This window comes from Lysinibacillus sp. RC46, from assembly GCF_041262385.1.
Classification (GTDB): Bacteria; Bacillota; Bacilli; order Bacillales_A; family Planococcaceae; genus Lysinibacillus.
The window spans coordinates 176,870-192,632 of sequence record NZ_JBGCCF010000008.1 but is presented as its reverse complement, the minus strand read 5'-3'; the positions used below and the strand labels follow the sequence as shown (position 1 = coordinate 192,632).

Sequence of the window (15,763 nt, the reverse complement as noted above, 5' to 3'; positions counted from 1 at the left end):
TTGATGTCCAAAATTTTGTTTCGTTCACTAACTCAAGGTTAGCTACTAAAAACTTTATTGATTACGTTTTGCTTGTTCAGTTTTCAAGGTTCATTAATCTTTGTTTTAAGTGTCACCTCTTGGCGACTCACTAATAATATCAAGAATCTAAAACTATGTCAACACTTTCTCGAAAAAAATTAAAAGTTTTTTAAAATCTATTATTCTTCTTCTAAACCACTTTGTTCAGAAGATTAGTTAGCCTTAAATCAGCATTCATCTCACCACCTATAGAGGTAGGAGACTTCTGTAGCTGACGCTTTGCTTTCGCTACAAAAGACACTTGTAGCTGCCGTTTCACTTACCTTACATAAAACATTTGCTGAAAGAAGTGAAATCATTTCAAAGATATCAATTTTCTCGTACTTAGCTAGAGGTTGAAATCTTTGTTGATACTTTGGTTTTATCACCTAAATAATTTATCAATCGAATTAAAAATAAAAAAGGCGAACACCAATGTTAATGGGTTGCCTTTCAACTATTATAAATTTGTTATAATACGTGAAATATAGAAGGTACGATTTTTTCCTAAATCAAATATCTCCCCTGTGTGGCTTAATTTGATAAGTGGTCGAGTTGGTGCAAATTTATTTACAAACATCACTTCGCCTTGTTCCAGATTAGATAGTTCAACTATTGTTCCTAGAGGAAGGTCGGCAACAATATCTATCAGTGCACGAACTACTTTAATATCAAACTTCCCAAATTCAGATTCATTAATCATCTCTATGACTTTAAAGGAAGATTGCTTAGCTCTATACACTCGCTCACAAGTCATTGCATGGAATACATCTGCAACCGCGATAATTTGAGCAAAAGTAGAAATATTAGCGATTTTTTCCCCTTTCGGATAGCCACTACCGTTTAAACGCTCGTGGTGCTGGAAAATAGCCTCTTTCATTGTATCCTTTAAGATTGTTAAATCTTTGACCATATCGTAGCTATAAGTTGGATGCTTATAAATTTCATCAAACTCCTGCTCTGTTAAGGTTGTTTTTTTATCACGGATACGTGGATGAATTTTTGCCATTCCACAATCAGCTAATAACCCTCCAATTGCAACTTGAATTGTAATTCCTTTGTCATAGCCTAATTTTTGTGCAATCACCGAAGAAATCAATGCTGTTGCTACACAATGATGGTACAAATAGTCTTTTGGATTTGAATACTCATTTAATTCAAAAATGATGGTACGATCTTCTAAAACCATTTCTAATAATGGCAAAATAATTTTACGTGCTTTCGTAATATCTACCTTTGCACCAGCTTCCCAATTTTTAAATTCCTTTTTGAATTGCTCAATAGAATTGTCATAAATCTTTTTAAATGTTGGAATAGCCTCTATCGGAACAACTAATTCTGTTTCTTTTATCTCCGATCGAACCTCTATACCATCTTTATAAACTGGGACTCTCGAAATATTAAAAGCGAAAAAAACCGGTAAATGTTCATGGGAAATTATCGTGTTTTTAAAAATTATTGGATATTGTGTATTAGCAAAAATATCTTCAGAAATTACTTTTCCAACGCGTAACTCTGAAATAGGGATATGTATAGTTTCCACGCAATTAACTCCTCTTCACTATTTCACTTGCTTAAATATAAGGTTAATTTTATTTTATCATGGAATTCAAAATAATTACTTATTTTTCATGATTTATACTAAAAAACCGATGAACGGCAACATTAGCTGTCGTCATCGGTCTTTTATTATTCTTCTACTTGATCATTTTCTTCATTAGATTCTTCGTTAGATTCTTCTTCTTTTTCAACCTTCGCTACAGTTGCAACAAGCTCTTCATCGCTTAAACGAATTAAACGAACTCCCTGTGTACTACGACCAATTAATGAGATATCATTCACATCCATACGGATTAGCATACCGTTAATTGTAATCAGCATTAAATCTTCCGAGCCATCAACAGTTTTTACAGCTACCATTGGACCGTTTTTATCAGTGATTTGAATTGTTTTTAATCCAACACCACCACGGCTCTGTAAACGATATTCCTCTTCAGAAGTACGTTTACCGTAACCTTTTGCTGTAACAACTAAAATTTCCTGCCCTGGTTCAACGATTTCCATACCAACTACTTCGTCACCATCACGTAGTTTAATACCTCGTACACCACCTGCAGTACGGCCCATTGAACGAATATCATCCTCTTGGAAACGTACAAGCATTCCATCACGAGTACCGATAATCACTTGTTTCTCGCCATCTGTTAAACGAACAGAAATAAGATCATCATCTTCTCGCAAACTTATAGCTATTAAGCCGTTTGTTCGGATATTAGCAAATTGAGATACTGGTGTACGCTTTGTAATACCTGTTTTAGTTGTGAAGATAAAGTATGCATCTTCATCAAATGAACCAACACGGATCATTGCTGTTACTTTCTCACCTTTATCAATATTGAGTAAGTTAACAATCGGTAATCCTTTCGCTGTACGGCCAAATTCCGGAATCTCATAACCTTTTGCTCTAAATACTTTCCCTTTAGAAGTGAAGAACAAAATTGTATCGTGTGTAGATGTATTCATAAGATGCTCTACAAAATCATCTTCATTTGTGCCCATACCTTGTACACCACGACCGCCACGTTTTTGACTGCGATATGTATTCGCAGCTAAACGTTTGACATAACCATTGTGCGTTAAAGTTACAACTGAATTTTCGACTGGGATTAAATCCTCGTCCTCAATCATTTCTAAACCGCCAGAAGTAATTTCAGTACGACGTTTATCGTTAAAGCGTTCTTTTAGTTCTACTATTTCAGTACGTATAATATCAACAATTTTAGCCTCATCCGCTAAAATTGCTTTTAATTCAGCAATTAAAATTTGAAGTTCTTGATATTCTGCTTCAATTTTTTCACGCTCTAATCCACTTAAACGAACTAAACGCATATCTAAAATTGCCTGTGCTTGACGTTCAGATAAATCAAATCGTTCCATTAATTGAGGTTTCGCTTCATCACCACTACGTGAACCACGAATAATAGCAATAATTTCATCGATATGATCAAGGGCAATACGTAAGCCCTCTAAAATATGTGCACGATCTTCCGCTTTTCTTAATTCAAATTCCGTACGACGACGAATAATAACCTTTTGGTGCTCTAAATAATGATACAGCATTTCTTTTAAGCCCATTACTTTAGGTTGACCATTTACTAATGACAGCATATTAATACCGAAGCTCGACTGCATGGCTGTTTGTTTATATAAATTATTTAAAACTACATTAGCATTTGCATCTTTACGAACTTCAATGACTACTCGCATACCACGTCGGTCAGATTCATCACGTAGGTTTGTAATACCATCAATTTTTTTATCGCGTACAAGCTCTGCTATTTTTTCAATAAGCTTAGCTTTATTTACTTGGTATGGTAATTCATGAATAAGAATTGTTTCTCTACCATTTGATTTTTGTTCAATCTCTACCTTTGCGCGAATAATGATCGAGCCACGACCTGTTTCGTAAGCACGGCGAATACCGCTACGACCTAAAATTAATCCACCAGTTGGGAAATCAGGTCCTGGGATGATTTCCATCAATTCTTCTGTTGTGATAGCTGGATTTTCTGAAAGTGCGATCACAGCATCTATCGTTTCACCAAGTTGATGTGGCGGAATATTTGTCGCCATACCAACCGCAATTCCTGCCGCTCCATTTACTAATAAGTTTGGATAGCGACTCGGAAGGACAATAGGTTCCTTTTCTGAACCATCATAGTTATCTGTATAGTCAATTGTGTCTTTATTAATATCGCGAAGCATTTCCATCGCTATACGAGACATACGTGATTCCGTATAACGCATCGCTGCCGCTCCGTCGCCATCGACAGATCCGAAGTTACCATGACCATCGACTAGCATGTAACGATAGCTGAAATCTTGCGCCATACGTACCATTGCATCATAGATGGATGAGTCACCATGTGGGTGGTATTTACCCATTACGTCCCCAACGATACGTGCTGATTTTTTGTACGCTTTATCTGCTGTATTCCCTAGCTCTTGCATGCCATATAAAATACGGCGATGTACAGGCTTTAATCCATCTCGTACGTCTGGTAATGCACGAGAAACGATTACACTCATCGCATAATCGAGGAAGGATGTTTCAATTTCTTTTGTTATATTAACTCCTTTAACACCGGAGCGTTCTTGTTCTGACAAAGTGTAGACCTCCTCTCAAGAAAAATTAAATATCTAAATTAGCGTATACTGCATTTTCTTCGATAAATTGACGACGAGGTTCAACTTCATCGCCCATCAAACGCTCAAATGCTTGGTTTGCTTTAATTGCATCATCTAATTCTACTTGTAACAATGTGCGGTGCTCAGGATCCATTGTAGTTTCCCAAAGCTGCTCTGCATTCATTTCCCCAAGACCTTTGTAGCGTTGCACATTTGGTTTTGGCATTTTTGGTAATCGTTCTAAAATTTCTTTTAATGTTTCTTCATCATAGCAATATTCAACATGCTTACCTTGCTTTACTTGATAAAGAGGTGGCTGTGCAATATAAATATAACCTGCCTCTACGAGTGGTCGAAGGAAACGGAAGAAGAATGTTAGTAGTAATGTGCGAATGTGGGCACCATCGACATCGGCATCTGTCATAATAACAATTTTATGATAACGAGCCTTTTCTAAAGTAAACTCTTCACCAATACCTGTGCCGAATGCTGTAATCATCGCACGAATTTCTGCGTTCGATAAAATTTTATCTAAACGCGCTTTTTCGACGTTTAGTATTTTACCACGTAATGGTAAAATCGCTTGGAAGTGTCGATCACGTCCAGATTTCGCAGATCCTCCGGCAGAGTCACCCTCAACGATATAAATTTCACATTCAGCTGGATTTGTTGATGAACAGTCAGCTAATTTACCTGGTAAACTTGATACTTCAAGTGCACTTTTACGACGTGTAAATTCACGTGCTTTTTTAGCAGCGACACGTGCACGAGCAGCCATTAAACCTTTTTCAACAACTTTACGAGCGACAGTTGGATTTTCTAACATAAATCGTTCAAAACCATCTGAGAATAAGGAGTTAGTAATTTGGCTAACTTCAGAGTTACCAAGCTTTGTTTTTGTTTGTCCTTCAAATTGTGGATCAGGGTGCTTAACTGAAACAATAGCTGTTAACCCTTCACGAACATCCTCACCAGTAAGGTTTGTATCTGATTCTTTTAATAGGCCATTTTTTCGTGCGTAATCATTAATAACACGTGTCAGAGCTGTTTTAAAACCAGACTCATGTGTACCGCCTTCATACGTATTAATGTTATTAGCAAATGAAAAGATATTTGAAGAGAATCCAGCATTATATTGCATAGCAATTTCAACTGAAATACCATCTTTTTCTCCAAGAACATCTATTGGATCATGGATTGGTTCTTTAGATTGATTCAAATGCTCAACATAAGAACGAATACCACCTTCATAATGATACGTAGTAGAACGTTCCTCGCCTTCGCGTTCATCAGCAATTGTAATCTTGATACCACGATTTAAATAAGCTAATTCACGAATACGATGTGCTAAAATATCATATTCATAAACAGTCGTTTCTTTAAATATTTCAGGGTCTGCTTTAAAACGTGTAGTTGTTCCATTATGATCTGAATCACCGATAACCGTTAGCTCTTGCGCAGTTCTCCCACGTTCAAATTTAATTTCATGAATATGACCCTCACGATGAACTTGAACGATCGTCTCAACTGATAGAGCATTTACAACAGATGCACCTACACCATGAAGACCGCCTGATACTTTGTATCCTCCACCGCCGAACTTACCGCCAGCATGGAGCACTGTCATAATAACCTCAACAGCAGGCTTACCCATTTTCTCTTGAATACTTACCGGAATACCACGACCATTGTCTTCTACACGAATCCAATTGTCTTTTTCTATTGTTACTTTTATATCTGTACAAAATCCTGCAAGAGCTTCATCAATACTATTATCAACAATTTCCCATACTAAATGGTGAAGCCCTTTAGAGCTTGTTGAACCGATATACATCCCTGGTCTTTTACGTACAGCTTCTAAACCTTCTAATACCTGTATCTGATCGGCTTCATAAGCTTGATTTTGTAAACCTTCATTCTCTATAGCCACGGCTTTCATCTACTCCTTCATAACATCATTGTGTGTAAATGAATGAACAGTCAACCGAGCTGACTATTACCATTCTTTTGTAATCTAAAAAACTCCCGGGCTAACTTTCTTCAATCGCTCCTTGTTTCACGTGAAACAGCTGTGCATGCTCCATCGTTTCATGGTGAATTCCATCAACACTTGTAGTCGTAACAAAGGTTTGAACTTCACCTTGAATGGTATTTAATAAATGCGATTGGCGATAATCGTCGAGTTCCGACAATACATCATCTAAAAGTAGTATGGGTGTTTCATTTGTTTCTTGTTTAATTAATTCGATTTCAGCAAGTTTTAATGAAAGAGCGGTTGTACGTTGCTGTCCTTGTGAACCATATGTCTGAACATCATAGTCATTTACTAAAAACTGCAAATCATCTCGATGTGGACCAACTAGTGTTACACCTCGATCAAATTCACGCGGCTTAGCTTCTATTAGCTTTTTATGCAAGAAGTTTTCAATTTCACTGGAAGTATGCTCTTTTTCAATACCAGCTACTGTGCGGTATTTAATAGCTAACGTTTCCTTCCCTTGTGAAATACCTGCGTGAATTGGCTCTGCCCACTCCTGCAATAAATCCATAAATTGAAATCTTTTTCGAATAATTTGGGTAGCTGCGTGAATATATTGTTCATTATAAACCTCGTACATCACGTCGTCTGGCATAGCTTTACCTTGATTCATCTTTAAAAAGTGGTTACGTTGCTTTAAAACTTTTTGAAAGGTTAATAAATCATGTAAATAGACAGGCGAAATCTGCCCAATCTCCATATCAATAAAACGTCGTCGTATTTGCGGACTTCCCTTTACGACATTTAAATCTTCGGGTGCAAACATCACGACATTCATTTGGCCAATATAATGACTTAGGCGACTTTGTTCTATGTGATTTATCTTACCTTTTTTGCCTTTTTTCGTAATCATAAGTTCAATTGGTAAAATACCATGCCTTTTTTGAATGGCCCCTTCTATTTTACCATAGTCTGAATCCCAACGTATTAATTCTTTATCGTTCGTTGTGCGGTGGGATTTAGCCATCGCCAATACGTAAATAGATTCCATAACATTAGTTTTCCCTTGAGCATTTTCACCAATGAAAACATTAATTTTTGGAGAGAAGTTTAAAGCTAAGGCATCATAGTTACGATAATTTGTAAGTTTTAATTGCTCTATATGCATAATCTACTGTCCAGCGGCACCAACGATACGAAATCGACCACATCCAGGAATATTTACAATGTCACCGTCACGTAATTTACGACCGCGGCGATCATCTATTTCTCCATTTACATATACATCATTTTCGTGTAAAAACCACTTGGCCATGCCACCAGAGCTAATGGCATCGGTTATTTTTAAAAGTTGTCCTAATGTGACAAACTCTACATCAATTTCAATGTCCTTCATAGCTGAGTTCCCCTCCAAATACAGATCGTCTATCTCTCTATCATACCTAAAAATTCGTCATAAGTAAAAAAAGATAGCCGCAATTAGCGACTATCAGTACATTTTTCAAAGTCCTTTGAGTTTGAAATTATGGAGTTTATTCTCTCCAACAAAAATTGTTTACTTCTTTCAACTGATTCCGGGCACAATTTGGCCTCGGTTTAATTGATTTTTTAATACGTACGTACAGGTAAAATCAATTGTAAAATAGCATCGTCATGAACAGAACGTAAAATAAATGGTCTCATTGCCCCTGTGAATTGAACGACTACCTCTTGACCATCAATTGCTTTTAATGCTTCCATCATGTATTTCGCACTGAAAGAAATTTTTAAGTTCTCCCCTTCTAATGACTCAACAGGAATTTCCTCTTGTACTTTACCGATTTCCGGAGAATTGGAAGAAACTTCAACAGCTTGATTATCTAAAATCTCAAAACGTACAACATTGTTACGATCGCCACGAGCAACAAGAGATGCACGATCGATTGCTTGTAATAATGATTTACCATTAATCGTTAGATTTGTTTGGTACTCTTCTGGAATTAAACGTGATGTATCTGGGTAGTTACCTTCAAGTAAACGAGAGAAGAATAATACCTCTCCAGTTTTAAACAACACTTGCTGACTTGTTATAACAATTTGCACAAGATTTGTAGAATCCTCTAAAACTTTATTTAACTCATTTAAGCTTTTACCAGGAATTACAACACTATGTTCAACCTCAGGTAAATTTTCCAGTTGAACTTTACGTCTTGCCAAACGGTGGCTATCTGTTGCAACACAGATTAATGTTTCATTTTTTATCTGCCAGTTTACACCTGTCAACACTGGTCTACTTTCTGAAGTGGCAACAGCGAATACTGTTTCACGGATAATTGACTTTAATAGATCTGCAGGAATAGTAAATTTTTGATCCTCTGTTAATTCGGGTAGTAAAGGATATTCAGCAGCATCTGAGCCAATTAAGTGGAATTCAGATTTACCTGAACGAATATGAGTTTGGAAACCAATTGTTACTTGAATTTCAACCTCATTTGTTGGTAACTTACGTACAATTTCATTGAACATACGTGCTTGTACAACTATTGATCCTGTTTCTGTAATATGAATTATTTGTTGGCCATCTTCTTCAACTGGAATAAATGTTTGAATTGTAATATCAGCATCACTACCTGTTAAGCGAATACCCTCATCTGTTACATCAATTTTTATTCCCGTTAAAATCGGAATAGTCGTTTTTGAACTTACGGCTTTCATGACATCATTTAAACCCTCTAATAAACGGTCACGTAAAATATCAAATTTCATTCGTTTTCCCTCACATATTTATATTATTTATTTATATAAAATAAAAAAGATATAGTAATAGGCCCTGTGGATTTGTGGATAAGTACTTTCAAGTGAATAAAATCAGTCTATCCACATGTAGATAGACTGTGTATAAGTTTGTGTTTAAATGTTTGTGTTGTCCACAGCATTATTTTCCTAGCATGCTTCGAATTTGTTTAATATCTTGCTGTAGCTGAACGTCATTTTTCAACATAGAAGATATTTTTTCGTGCGCATGGATAACAGTAGTATGGTCACGTCCACCAAATTCTTCGCCAATTTTCGGCAGCGAAAAATCTGTTAATTCGCGAGATAAAAACATGGCGACTTGACGTGGGAAGGCAATTAACTTTGTACGTTTTTTAGCGACAAAATCCTCTAAACGAATGTTAAAATGCTCTCCTACTGCATTTTGAATGTCTAATATCGTGACAGTCCGTGGCTTTGAATTAGGGATAATATCCTTTAATGCTTCAGCAGCCAAAGTTGCATTAATATCCTTGTTAACAAGTGATGAATAGGCAACGACGCGAATAAGCGCACCTTCAAGCTCCCGAATATTGGAGTCAATCTGGTTCGCAATATAGAGCATGACTTCATTTGGCACTTCTAGGCCATCAGCCTTTGCTTTTTTTCGAAGAATGGCGATACGAGTTTCCAAATCAGGGGGCGCAATATCTGTAATTAGTCCCCATTCGAATCGAGAACGTAAACGATCTTCCAATGTCGGTATTTCCTTAGGAGGACGGTCACTGGAAATAACAATTTGTTTCGATTCTTCATGCAATGTATTAAAAGTATGGAAAAATTCTTCTTGAGTTGATTCTTTTCCAGCTAGAAATTGAATATCATCAATTAGCAGTACATCTACATTGCGATATTTATTGCGGAAATCAAGTGCCTTATTATCTCGAATTGAGTTAATAAATTCATTTGTAAATTTTTCAGATGATAAATATACCACCTTTGCATTTGGATTATGTTCAAGTACATAATGACCAATCGCATGCATTAAGTGTGTTTTGCCAAGCCCTACTCCCCCATAGATAAAAAATGGGTTATAAGCCTTCGCAGGCGCTTCTGCGACAGCTAGCGAGGCAGCATGTGCAAAGCGGTTACCAGAGCCAATAACAAACGTATCAAAAGTATATTTCGGGTTTAACATACCTGGTGAAATATCATGATGATCGTCATTTTTTGCTTGGATAATCGGCGCTGGTAAATCGAAATCGTCCGAATCCTGGTTTTTTTGAACAACAAACTTAATAAGCAAGTCTTCGCCTGTAAGCTCCGTTAATATACCTGTAATCAAATGAATATAATGATTTTCAAGCCAGTCTCGAGCAAACGAATTTGGCGCAGCAATTGTCACAGTAGAACCACTACCATTGTAGGAAAGTAGTTTAGTAGACTTTAGCCACGTTTCGAAGCTTGGTTTAGAAATTTTTTGTTCAACTTGAGCCAGGACATTATTCCATAGTTCTTCTAAATGTTCCAAGCTGCTAATCTCCTTTTCAGTTCAATACAATTAAAAGCGCATTTATAGAAACGGTAAATACGTTCATTTTACAACTAGTCCACAAACTCACAAGTTGTGGATAAAAGTTAACCAAAGGCTGTGATAAAAATTATCCACAGCATATCAACAGTTGTGGATAAAATAAAAGTTCATTTCAGTTTTCAACAAAGTGAAGCACAGATATCGTATCAGAAAAACAAAGCTATTTCAATAGTTTGCGAAACTTATCCACATACCTTCTATTTATGCACTACCTAGTTGTCCACAAGGTCTGCTTATGTGAAAAAGCTGTAGATAAATGTTGTGGATAAAAAAATATGCAAAAAATACTATACACAACTCTGTGTAAAAAAAACAAGTATTCTGTGGATAATTTATTTTTATTCAGTAGAAGATGATCGAAGTGAAATATAGACATAGATTTGCGTAAATATAGAAATTTATAAAATTCATTGACAAAATAACTAGTTACTTTATATAATATTCAAGTCTGTATGTTGAAAAATTCAACTCATCCAGGAGGTGTCTATATAAATGAAACGTACTTACCAACCAAAAAAACGTAAGCACAGCAAAGTTCACGGTTTCCGCGCACGTATGAGCACGAAAAACGGTCGCAAAGTTCTTGCTGCTCGCCGTCGTAAAGGAAGAAAAGTATTATCAGCATAAAATAAGTCCACTGAGACACATCAGTGGTCTTTTTTTTCTTTATTTTTGGTAAACCTAAAAATGAGGATCAAAGGATAATTATCGAGTAGCAGGTGAAAGTAATGAAAAAACGCCAACGAGTGAAGAAAAACGATGATTTTCAAAAGGTGTTTAAAAAGGGTAAATCATTCGCTAATCGTCAGTTTGTCGTATATTTTTTAGAAAAAGAGGGACAAACGGAATTTCGTATAGGATTATCGGTTAGTAAAAAGCTTGGGAATGCAGTAACACGCAACCAGATCAAACGCTATATTCGACAAAGTATTCATGAATTAAAGGATGAACTAAAGCCGAATATGGACTATGTTATTATCGCCAGACAGCCGGCGGCCACAATGGATTTTCATGAAGTAAAACAAAGTTTGCAGCATGTACTACGAATCGCAAAAGTATTGAAGAAAGCCTAATATGGATGGCAACCAAAGTGGTGAAATAGAATAGTTTCGTTTCTGCGCGAAAGTGAATTCAATGGAAATACGCTTAGGGGTATTTTAGAAATGAATTTTCACTGCAATATATGAATTATTAGTAACATTACTTAGCAAATATGTGCCCATTGTTAGAATATTTAGTAGAGTGAAACGATATATGCATGATAAAATAACTGATAACTTTATTCAGTTGCAGGAAACTGTAAATGTATAAAGAAGAGAATGCATATAGTTTTAGAAAAAGTGAATAGTATTTGTAGGGGGAAAAAGGTTGAAGAAACAACTTTGGGTAATTTTGTCGCTAGCATCAGTAGCACTACTACTATCTGGTTGTACAGAATTTAAAGAACCAATCTCCAAAGAAAGCACAGGCTTCTGGAATGAATTTATTGTTTGGCCTTTAGTGTCAGTGATTAAATACTTTGCTGATTTACTTGGTTCATATGCATGGGGGATCATTATTGTAACGATTATCATTCGTTTAGCAATTCTCCCATTGATGATTAAACAAACAAAGAGCTCTAAAAAAATGCAAGAAATTCAGCCGAAATTGAAGGAATTGCAAAAGAAGTATGCTTCTAAGGATGCACAGACACAGCAACAGTATCAAAAAGAGATGATGAAGCTTATGGGTGAGTCTGGTGTCAATCCAGTTGCTGGATGTTTACCTGTATTCATTCAAATGCCAATTTTATTTGGTTTCTACCATGCGATTAGTCGTATGAATGCTACACCTGCTTTTGATTTAGGGAATTTCTTTATTTTCCCGTTAGCAGATCCTGCACCTGCATTAGCAATTACTGCTGGTTTAATGCAATTCCTAGTTTTACGTACGGGCCCAGCGATGGATAACCCTCAAATGAAAATAATGATGTACATTATGCCATTTATGATTATTGCTTTCGGTATGTCATTACCAGCAGCATTATCACTATACTGGGTAATCGGTAACATTATTTCGATTGCTCAAAACCTGTTTATTTACAAACCTTGGGAAAAAGATAAAACACAACCTGCTCAAAATGGAGGGGCTAAAAAGTGAAACAACTTACGCAAATAGGCGCAACAACACAAAAAGCGATCTCATTGGCGTTACAGAAACTTGGCAAAACCCGTGAACAAGTAGATGTTGAAGTTTTACAAGAAGGTAGAAAAGGATTTTTAGGTTTTGGAGCACGATCTGCAGAAGTTCGTGTAACAGTAAAGGAAGTACAGGTTCGACCAATAATTGAAGAAGAAAAAGCTGAACAGCAAAATACGACTCAATTTGTCGAACCAACAGTAATAGATGATGTTGAAACAATAAGTTCACAAGTTTCTGAACAACTAAGTGATATCGAAGCTGTTCAACAAGTCGTAGAGGTACAAAAAGAGGAAGAAGAATCCTCGGTAAACCCAATTGAAGATGCAAAGACTTATTTAGTAAATATTGCTGAACAATTGGATATTCATGATCTTGAAATTGAAACGACACGTGAAGGGAAATATGTCATATTTCAACTGAAAAGCGAGAAAGCTGCACTGCTTATAGGAAAACGTGGTCAAACATTAAATTCTTTGCAGCAATTAATACAACTTGTATTAAATAAAAGTGCCAAGCAGTTCTTAATGGTGAAATTAGACGTAGAAAACTATCGTGAACGTCGTCAAGTAGCTTTGGAGTTACTAGCAGATCGTATGGCGGATAAAGCACTTCGCTTAAATCAGCGTGTGACATTTGAGCCAATGCAGTCGTACGAGAGAAAAATTATTCATAATCAATTGGCAAATCGCCTTGATATTGAAACATACTCAGAAGGAACGGAGCCTAATCGTTATTTAGTCATTGAACCTGTAAAGAACGGCTAAACTTCGTAAAAAACATACAGACAAAAATAAAAAGTCATTTTATCTTCATGATAAAATGACTTTTTTATGTTGTTGAAATAATAAGATGGTCAAGGGAATCATTGTGAATGTTGTGGTTACTTCAGATGAGGTTGATTTCCGTTCCAGGCTACTCGCTTTGCCGCTGACGCTTCGCTTTCGCGCAGAGCAGAGCTTCCTGTGGGCGAGCGTCGAGCCGCTTCCTCCGCTGGCGTTGCTGTCGCTTCGCTTTCGCACGGAAAACATCCGCTACGTGCAGGGTCTCGCCTGTCTCGCTTTCCCACGGGAGTCGAATAGCCTTCCACTCCAATCAGCGATAGTGTAGAACTTTTATAAGTATCATTCAATTCAAAAGTGAACACTTACCATAAATAGAAAAGAAAAGACTTATAACAGTGACACAATTGTACACCAGTTATTGCTACCACTTCGCTTTCGCACAGACAAACATAGCTGAAGTTTTTGTTTTATCACTATAAATTTTGAGTGACATGCCAGAAGATATATGCCAAGTAGTTGATTGGAGTGGAGACTGAGCGACTCCTTGGGGCTCATCGGACGCCCCCAGGAAAGCGCTCAGTCGGAACGGAAATCAACCCCCGTTTGCCGAAGAGCATACTTTATTCATTGGCAAAATAGTTTTTTTATGATCTAGACAGAACGTTCTAGCATTCGCAATTTTTGTCGAAATACGTGCTATAATGTAGAGCTTTCTGATTATCCACAATTGGAAATTATCCTTACTTTAGATTTTGCAAAAAATATGTTAGTCTAAGGTGTTAGTAAGTATTGGTCGGTTTTATTTATCCACATGTGGATAACGTTAAGGAGGTCATTAAATGGAGTTCGATACAATTGCTGCGATATCCACACCTATGGGTGAAGGAGCTATTGCTATTGTTCGTTTAAGTGGGGACGAAGCAGTCGCGATTGCAGATAAAATATTCAGATCGCCTGGTGGTAAAAGTTTAGCAACGAAGGCTTCACATACAATTCATTATGGACATTTGGTCGATCCAAAAACAAATGAGGTTGTAGAGGAAGTAATGCTGTCATTAATGCGCGGACCTAAAACATTCACTCGTGAGGATGTAATAGAAATTAACTGTCACGGGGGACTAGTTTCGGTGAACCGTGTGTTAAAGCTAGCATTAACAAATGGAGCAAGACTCGCAGAGCCAGGTGAATTTACAAAACGCGCATTCTTAAATGGACGTATCGATTTATCACAGGCTGAGGCAGTCATGGATTTAATAAGAGCAAAAACTGATAGAGCGATGAATGTTGCGTTGGGACAAATGGATGGCAAATTATCGCGTTTAATTGGTGACTTACGCCAAGCATTACTAGAGACATTAGCACAAGTAGAGGTTAATATAGATTATCCGGAGTATGATGATGTAGAAGAGATGACAGTTCCCGTATTAGTAGAAAAATGTACATGGGTACGAAATGAAATTATTAAACTTTTGCAAACATCTTCTCAAGGGAAAATATTACGAGAGGGTCTATCAACTGTTATTTTAGGTCGCCCAAATGTTGGGAAATCTTCTCTTTTAAATAGTTTAGTACAGGAGAATAAGGCCATTGTGACAGATATAGCAGGTACAACTCGTGATATTATAGAAGAGTACGTGAATGTACGTGGTGTTCCGCTTCGTTTAGTCGATACAGCTGGTATTCGAGAGACAGAGGATATCGTCGAACGAATCGGTGTTGAACGTTCACGTGAGGCGTTACGTGGCGCAGATTTAATTTTATTTGTTTTAAACTACGCAGAGGAATTGACTGTTGAGGATGAGCGTCTATTCGAAACAATTCAAGCGATGGATTACATCGTTATTGTCAATAAAACAGATCTACCGCAAAAAATTGATGTAGCTCGTGTCAAAGAGCTAGCAGGCAATCATCGCGTTGTGACAACTTCTCTTTTACAGGAAGAGGGCATCGCAGAGCTAGAGGAAGCGATTGCTGCGCTATTCTTTGAAGGGCAAATTGAAGCGGGCGATTTAACATATGTTTCAAATGCAAGACATATTGCATTACTTCATCAAGCACAAGCAACGGTCGAGGATGCATTAGCTGGAGCACAAGCTGGTGTACCTGTTGATATGGTGCAAATAGATGTTACTAGAACTTGGGAAATACTTGGGGAAATTATTGGCGACACAGTACAAGAAAGCCTAATCAATCAGTTATTTTCACAGTTCTGTTTAGGAAAATAATTTTACTAAAGAAAGGAAGATA

General features: G+C 36.8%; 12 protein-coding genes. 5 read left to right on the top strand and 7 right to left on the bottom strand.

Going from position 1 to position 15,763, the window contains the following annotated elements:
* Window positions 1-520 precede the first annotated feature (520 nt).
* From ABH966_RS10060 to dnaA, 7 genes are all read right to left on the bottom strand, one after another.
* Entirely contained in the window at window positions 521-1,603 is a 1,083-nt protein-coding gene (locus tag ABH966_RS10060) for an HD-GYP domain-containing protein (protein ID WP_370077963.1), read from the bottom strand.
* Between the two features lie 146 nt (window positions 1,604-1,749).
* The gene (gene gyrA / locus ABH966_RS10055) at window positions 1,750-4,227 is read right to left on the bottom strand and encodes a DNA gyrase subunit A (RefSeq protein WP_370077961.1); all 2,478 of its coding nucleotides are present in this window, start codon (window positions 4,225-4,227) and stop codon (window positions 1,750-1,752) included.
* Window positions 4,228-4,252: 25 nt separating this feature from the next.
* Complete coding sequence (gyrB, locus tag ABH966_RS10050) at window positions 4,253-6,187, bottom strand: DNA topoisomerase (ATP-hydrolyzing) subunit B (protein ID WP_370077959.1); 1,935 nt, start codon at window positions 6,185-6,187, stop codon at window positions 4,253-4,255.
* A gap of 91 nt (window positions 6,188-6,278) precedes the next feature.
* Window positions 6,279-7,394: a DNA replication/repair protein RecF gene (gene recF / locus ABH966_RS10045; protein WP_370077957.1), complete on the bottom strand. Its 1,116-nt coding sequence runs from the start codon at window positions 7,392-7,394 to the stop codon at window positions 6,279-6,281.
* Window positions 7,395-7,397: 3 nt separating this feature from the next.
* Window positions 7,398-7,622 (bottom strand): S4 domain-containing protein YaaA, encoded by a 225-nt coding sequence (gene yaaA / locus ABH966_RS10040; RefSeq protein WP_370077955.1) that lies wholly within the window; start codon window positions 7,620-7,622, stop codon window positions 7,398-7,400.
* Window positions 7,623-7,834: 212 nt separating this feature from the next.
* Complete coding sequence (gene dnaN / locus ABH966_RS10035) at window positions 7,835-8,971, bottom strand: DNA polymerase III subunit beta (RefSeq protein WP_370077953.1); 1,137 nt, start codon at window positions 8,969-8,971, stop codon at window positions 7,835-7,837.
* A 169-nt stretch (window positions 8,972-9,140) separates the two neighbouring features.
* The gene (gene dnaA, locus ABH966_RS10030; RefSeq protein ID WP_142510017.1) at window positions 9,141-10,490 is read right to left on the bottom strand and encodes a chromosomal replication initiator protein DnaA; all 1,350 of its coding nucleotides are present in this window, start codon (window positions 10,488-10,490) and stop codon (window positions 9,141-9,143) included.
* Window positions 10,491-11,045: 555 nt separating this feature from the next.
* Between dnaA and rpmH the strand changes: the two genes are divergently transcribed.
* The 5 genes from rpmH (at window position 11,046) to mnmE (ending at window position 15,741) form a co-directional block, all read left to right on the top strand.
* A complete protein-coding gene (rpmH, locus tag ABH966_RS10025) occupies window positions 11,046-11,180 on the top strand; it encodes a 50S ribosomal protein L34 (RefSeq protein ID WP_004233310.1) in 135 nt (44 codons plus the stop codon).
* Window positions 11,181-11,281: 101 nt separating this feature from the next.
* Window positions 11,282-11,626: a ribonuclease P protein component gene (gene rnpA, locus ABH966_RS10020; RefSeq protein ID WP_370077951.1), complete on the top strand. Its 345-nt coding sequence runs from the start codon at window positions 11,282-11,284 to the stop codon at window positions 11,624-11,626.
* Window positions 11,627-11,921: 295 nt separating this feature from the next.
* Window positions 11,922-12,692 (top strand): membrane protein insertase YidC, encoded by a 771-nt coding sequence (gene yidC / locus ABH966_RS10015; protein WP_370077949.1) that lies wholly within the window; start codon window positions 11,922-11,924, stop codon window positions 12,690-12,692.
* Entirely contained in the window at window positions 12,689-13,498 is an 810-nt protein-coding gene (gene jag, locus ABH966_RS10010; RefSeq protein ID WP_370077947.1) for an RNA-binding cell elongation regulator Jag/EloR, read from the top strand. Before yidC ends, jag begins: the two co-directional genes overlap by 4 nt.
* An 857-nt stretch (window positions 13,499-14,355) precedes the next feature.
* A complete protein-coding gene (gene mnmE / locus ABH966_RS10005; protein WP_370077945.1) occupies window positions 14,356-15,741 on the top strand; it encodes a tRNA uridine-5-carboxymethylaminomethyl(34) synthesis GTPase MnmE in 1,386 nt (461 codons plus the stop codon).
* Window positions 15,742-15,763: the final 22 nt, after the last annotated feature.

Bases quoted from the DNA above. Each gene is read 5' to 3' on its own strand.
- rpmH (WP_004233310.1), top strand. From the start codon at position 11,046: ATGAAACGTACTTACCAACCAAAAAAACGTAAGCACAGCAAAGTTCAC.
- recF (WP_370077957.1), bottom strand. From the start codon at position 7,394: ATGCATATAGAGCAATTAAAACTTACAAATTATCGTAACTATGATGCC.
- rnpA (WP_370077951.1), top strand. From the start codon at position 11,282: ATGAAAAAACGCCAACGAGTGAAGAAAAACGATGATTTTCAAAAGGTG.
- yaaA (WP_370077955.1), bottom strand. From the start codon at position 7,622: ATGAAGGACATTGAAATTGATGTAGAGTTTGTCACATTAGGACAACTT.
- gyrB (WP_370077959.1), bottom strand. From the start codon at position 6,187: ATGAAAGCCGTGGCTATAGAGAATGAAGGTTTACAAAATCAAGCTTAT.
- dnaN (WP_370077953.1), bottom strand. From the start codon at position 8,971: ATGAAATTTGATATTTTACGTGACCGTTTATTAGAGGGTTTAAATGAT.
- mnmE (WP_370077945.1), top strand. From the start codon at position 14,356: ATGGAGTTCGATACAATTGCTGCGATATCCACACCTATGGGTGAAGGA.